At 70.1% G+C, this 5,448-nt stretch carries 5 protein-coding genes; 3 read left to right on the top strand and 2 right to left on the bottom strand.

Annotated features, from left to right (window positions below; genetic code table 11):
• Both E1287_RS41805 and E1287_RS41800 read left to right on the top strand, forming a co-directional pair.
• Positions 1-666, top strand: a 666-nt coding sequence (locus E1287_RS41805) for a hypothetical protein (protein WP_207934790.1), incomplete at its 5' end; no start/stop codon positions are given.
• A gap of 191 nt (positions 667-857) precedes the next feature.
• Positions 858-1,313 carry a group II truncated hemoglobin gene (locus E1287_RS41800; RefSeq protein WP_131971442.1) on the top strand — a complete coding sequence of 152 codons (456 nt, stop codon included), beginning with the start codon at positions 858-860 and terminating at the stop codon, positions 1,311-1,313.
• Between the two features lie 177 nt (positions 1,314-1,490).
• Here E1287_RS41800 and E1287_RS41795 read toward each other — a convergent pair whose 3' ends face one another.
• Positions 1,491-2,987, bottom strand: a complete 1,497-nt coding sequence (locus tag E1287_RS41795; RefSeq protein WP_131971440.1) for a PQQ-binding-like beta-propeller repeat protein — start codon at positions 2,985-2,987, stop codon at positions 1,491-1,493.
• A 107-nt stretch (positions 2,988-3,094) separates the two neighbouring features.
• Entirely contained in the window at positions 3,095-4,693 is a 1,599-nt protein-coding gene (locus E1287_RS41790; protein WP_243719811.1) for an MDR family MFS transporter, read from the bottom strand.
• A 102-nt stretch (positions 4,694-4,795) separates the two neighbouring features.
• On the opposite strand from E1287_RS41790, the gene E1287_RS41785 reads away from it, so the two are divergent.
• Positions 4,796-5,448, top strand: a 653-nt coding sequence (locus E1287_RS41785) for a TetR/AcrR family transcriptional regulator (RefSeq protein ID WP_243719810.1), incomplete at its 3' end; no start/stop codon positions are given.

Below are 5,448 nucleotides of genomic sequence, written 5' to 3'. Positions count from 1 at the left end.
CCCCGTCGAGCACCCAGCGCTGGAGCCGCGGGGGCTCGGCGGCGGGCGCGGGCGGCTGAGCGGAGGCGGGCGGCGGCGGAGGCCAAGCGGAGCCGGGCGGCGCGGCGGGAGCCGCGGCCGTACCGGGAGCCGGTGACGCCTGCCAAGGCCGCCGACCAGCACCGGTCGGCGCTGCTGGTCATGGTGCTGACGCTGGGGCTGCTGATCGCGGCCGTCGCGGTGACCGGCGGGATGATCGCGTCCTCGATGCGGACGCGGCCGGTGACGCTGGCCTCGCCGCTGCACATCTATCCGGTCACGCAGGTGACCCCGGGGCAGTGTCCGGTCGGGACGCAGGGCATCACCGGTCAGTCCGGCATGGGGCCGACGTGCTACCGGCTGGCGCAGGGGATCGCGATCCACAAGGTCGCCGACATGCGCGTCCAGAAGTCGGGGGCCCGTCCGGGCGGCTACGACGTGGCGGTGACGCTGCGTCCGATCGACCGGGAGGCGTTCGCCAGCCTGACCCGCGCCACGGTCGGACGCGACCTCGCGTTCGTCGTGCGGAACCGGCTGGTCACGCTGCCCCGCGTCGACATGGCGATCACGGACGGGAAGGTCGTGGTGACCGGCCCGCCGAACAAAACGGCCGCGAACAAGCTGGTCAGCCAACTCAAGGGCAAGTGACGGCCTGGCGGTCGGAGCGGCGGCCCCGGCCCCTGTAGCGGCCTCGCCCACTTTGGGCGAGGCCGTTCTTGCTTAGGGAGTCGACCGCCGCGCGTTGCGGGCCTGGCCACAACCGGCACTGTCGTCGACAGGCAGACGCTCCACCTGCGATAACCGGCCACATACACCTAGAAGAAGGTAGTTATGTAATCATGGCGACACTCTTCGAGCATGCGGGCGGGTACGAGGGCCTCCACCGTTTCATCGACGTCTTCTACACGAGCGTCCTGGCCGACCCTCTGCTGCAGCCGCTGTTCGGCGAGGGCGAGCCGACCCACGTAGACCGGCTGACCGCCTTCACGGTCGAGACCTTCGGCGGCCCCGACACCGTCTCCCGTGACATGGGCGGCTTCTCCCACCTAATCGACGTCCACCGCCACCTGAAGATCACCGAGCCCCAGCGGCTTCGCTTCATCGAGCTGTACATGGCGGCCGCCGACACCGCCGGCCTCCCCGCCGACCCCCCATTCCGCCAGACACTCCGCGAACACGTCGAGTTCGGCACCGAAGTGGCGAAGCAGAACTCCCACGCCGAAAGTGACGAAGAGCTCCACCCTCTCCGCGAAGTCCCCCAGTGGGACTGGCCGTCCCAACCAGACTCCGCCTGAGCAGCGCCGACAAGGCAGGCCGGATCGAGTACCCGGATGAGCCGGCTGAAGCCGATCGTCCGGACGCCGAATCCCTCGGCCGTGCCGATCTCGCCGGCCGGCCCCAACTCCGCTGGAGACACCACACCGGAACATCGCGCTGGAGCGCGTGATCGCGCCGGGAAGGCCATTCGTTTGTTAGGGGCGGGGGAGCATTCTTAGCGGGTGGTATGGGGTTCGGCCTGAGGAACCGGCTACCAGGAGGCCGGACGGGGTTGGGAGCAGGGTTGCGCGGGAGTCGTTCCAGCGGGACGGGACGACCGATGAGGTGCGTTCCTTGCCTGTGGACGGGTCGAACGACCGTAGGTGCAGGGTGGTCATGTGCGAGGTGAGGGTGAACACGTCCTTGCCGTCGAAGGTGATGGCCTCGATTGGTCTGCGGCTTTTCTCGGTGGTCCAGAGGTGGCGGCCGTCGGTGAGGCGGTAGCCGGCGAGGGCGTATTCGCCCCGGTCGGTGCGGGTGACGGCCACCAGGGTGGTTCCGGACGCGGCGATCTTGCGGCTTTGGATGACGGCCGAGGGTGACTGGGCGGATGTGTCGATTTCGCCGTTGGGGTCGTCGGTGGGGATTGTTGCGGTGACTCGGCCTTGGGCGTCCAGGATCATGAGGGACTTCTTGCCTCGGGCGTCTGATTCGCGGACGGCGATAATGGGTGGGGTTGCGCTGACCAGGTCGACGGTGGCGTTGCCGACCGCTTGGAGGTCGGTTTTCCACAGGTCGCGGCCCGTTGCCGGGTCGAATGCGCGGACGAGTTGGCTGAAGCCGGTCGTCCGAGCGGCGGGGTTTATTTGGGTGCAACGCTCGCCTATGAGGATCTGGTTGGACGTCCCGGCCAGCCACCCGAAGGAGCAGTAGGGGGACGTGCGGTCCTTTCGCCAGAGCGTCTTGCCGTCGCGAAGGCCGAAGCCCTCGATTGTGTCGCTTGTGCGGTAGGCGCCGGTGGTGCCCGAGATGGTCAGGGTGTCGGCGCCCTTTTCGAGGACGGGTCTGCCGGGCGGGAGGGTTCGGGACCAAAGGGGCTTGCCTGTCGTGGTGTCGATCGCCTGGATCGAGCCGCACCGGCCGGAGCCGGGTTCGTGGGCGATCAGGCCGGCGTTGTTCTCGACCGTCCGGCTCATCGCGCACAGGGTGTCGCGGGCGGGCAGCGGCGAATGCCAGGTCTGGCGGCCGGTTCTGGCCGTGTAGGCGGTCAGGCCGTCGAATTTGGCTCGGACGACTGTGTTGCCGGGCGTCCAGACGCCTTCGGTGTCGGTGTCGGAGCCCCGGTCGTGCGGTGCTGACCAGGTGTAATCGAGCGTCTGGCCGTGCAGGACGTCGAAGAGCAGCCAGCCCGGATAGACGCAGACCGCGGCCGCGACCAGACCGGCGATCCAGGCCGGTCTCGCCTTGTACAGGGCGTAGCAGGCCAGGGGGATCAGGAGCAGGAGCGGGAAGAACGAGAGGGCGAAGATCAGGCCCCAGTGGTTGGGGCAGGGGCCGCGCCGGGTGCCGCAGGAGCCGCCCGACTCGGTGCCGAGGACGATGAAATCCCTGGTCAGGAGGGGTAGGAGCAGGCCGCAGACCGCGGCGGCGGCCAGGCCGATGGCCATCCATTTGATCTTGGACGGTCGTCCGGCCGTCTTCGCACGCGTCATCCCCGTCGCCCCTCCCCACCCGCCTGACCAGCGACGGGAGTATGGCACGGGGCCGCGGAGATCACGTTTTATCCGGGTGAATCGCTACCTGGCCACGATGGGCCAGGCTATGGGGCGCTGAGCCCGGCGCCCGAGGCCTCCTTGACGGCCTCGGCGCGGCCGCTCGATCCGCGGAGCGGCACCTCTTTCAGCGCGAGGACGGCGAGGAAGCCGATGACCGCGACCGGGATGCCGACCAGGAAGACGGTTTCGAGCGAGGTCGTGAACGCGTCCCGCACGATGCTTCTGACCGGTGCGGGCAGCATCTGGATGGCGTCCGGCGAGCCGAGTTCGCCGCCGGGCGACCGCTGGATGCCCGCCGCGCGGAACCCGGACGCGATCTCGCTCGCCACCCGGTTGGTGAGGATCGCGCCGAACGCGGCCACGCCCATCGCGCCGCCGAGGTTGCGGAAGAACGAGACGCCGGACGTCGTCGAGGCCAGGTCGGAGGACGCGGCGGCGTTCTGCGCGGCGAGGATCAGGATCTGCAGGGTCAGGCCCATGCCGATGCCGAGGACGGCGAGGTCCGCGCCGATGACCAGCTTCGGCGAGTCGGTGTGCAGGCGGGACAGCAGGATCATCGCGGCGGTGACGCAGAGCATCCCGGCGGCCGGGAAGATCTTGTAGCGTCCGGTCCGGGTGACGATCTGGCCGGAGCCGGTGGACGTGATCAGCATCCCGATGACCAGGGGCAGCGTCATCAGCCCCGACGACGCCGGGCTCATGCCCTTGGCGATCTGCAGGTACTGCGGCATGTAGATCATCACGCCGAACATCGCCATGCCGACGCAGACCGAGACGACCGAGGACAGCACGAACGTCCGGTTGCGGAACAGCCGCGGCGGCAGGATCGGGTCGCGGGCGGTGCGCTCGGCGACGACCGCGAGCAGGATCAGCGCCACGGTGGCGCCGAGCAGGACGTACGTCCAGGCGGAGTTCCAGGCGAACTGCTTGCCGCCCATCGACAGCAGCAGCATCAGCGTGGCCGCGCCACCGGTGATCGTGAACGCGCCGAAGACGTCGATGCTGGTGTGGCGGTGCGCCTTCGGCAGCTTCAGCACCCGCTGGATGACGAAGAACGCGACCAGCGCTAGCGGGACGCACACGAAGAAGCACCAGCGCCAGCCGAGCGCGTCGGCGTCCACGATGAACCCGCCGACCAGCGGCCCGGCGACGGTCGCGACGCCGAACACCGCGCCCATGAACCCGGCGTAGCGGCCGCGCTGGCGCGGCTCGACGACGTCCCCGAGGATCACCTGGGCCAGCGCGGACAGCCCGCCCGCGCCGAGGCCCTGGCCCGCGCGGGCGGCGATGAGCTGGCCGATGCCCTGCGACAGCCCGGCGGCGACCGACGCGACGACGAAGATCACCAGCGCGGTCTGGAACATCAGCTTGCGGCCCGCGATGTCCGACAGCTTGCCCCACAGCGGGGTCGAGGCGGTCATGGTGAGCAGCGACGCGCTCGCCACCCAGGACAGCTGGTCCTGGCCGCCGAGGTCGCCGACGATCGTCGGCAGCGCCGTCGCGATGACCGAGTTGGAGATCATCGCGGTCAGCATCGCCAGCATCAGGCCGGAGAGGATCTCCAGGATCTGGCGGTGCGTGTACTGCGGTCTCGCTTGCTCTGACGCCGCCGGGCCGTGCGACGCCACGCTCGCTTGAGCCACCCTGCCCCCATGCTGCGCGTGTCCGAAGAATTACCTGTGCTTTGCATGTATCTTATGTAGGCGCTTGTTTACTTGCAACTCGAAGGACACTGGACACCGCCCGTGACCGATCGACAGGATGTGGTGATGCGGCTCAGGGACGAGACCGGACGCCCGGCCTCCGCCGGTGGCGCCGAAGGCGGCGACGCGGCGGCGCGGCGGCCGAAGCGCGACCGGGAGGCGACCCGGCGCCGCATCCTGGACGCCGCCCGCGACCTGTTCGGCGAGCACGGCTACGACGGCGTCACCGTCCGCATGATCGCGGCGCGGTCCGAGGCGAACATGGCCCTGGTCAACCGGTACTTCGGGTCCAAGGCGGCGCTGTTCGGCGAGGTCCTGGCGGGCGAGTCCCTGCTGCGCGAGGTCATCGCCGGGGAGCCCGCGGGCCTGCCGCGCCGCCTCGCCGAGCACTTCGTCCGGCAGATCGACCAGCGCGGGGGCACCGCTATGTCGCGGATGCTGGACCGGTCGGCCGGGCAGCCGGAGGTCAAGGAGATCCTGCTCCACCACCTGGAGGACGTGATCGTCGAGCCGCTGGTCGCGCAGCTGGACGGCCCGGACGCCCGCGCCCGCGCGCTCCTCGCGTCCACGATCATCATGGGCGGCGGCCCCGTCCGGCGCCTCCTCGGCCTCAACGACCTGCGCGCCGCCGACCCGGCCGAGCTCACCGACCGCCTCACCGCCATGTTCACCGCCGCCCTGGCCCCCCACGCCCC

Source organism: Actinomadura sp. KC06 (assembly GCF_004348735.1).
Classification (GTDB): Bacteria; Actinomycetota; Actinomycetes; order Streptosporangiales; family Streptosporangiaceae; genus Spirillospora.
This window is presented reverse-complemented; position numbering and strand designations above follow the sequence as displayed.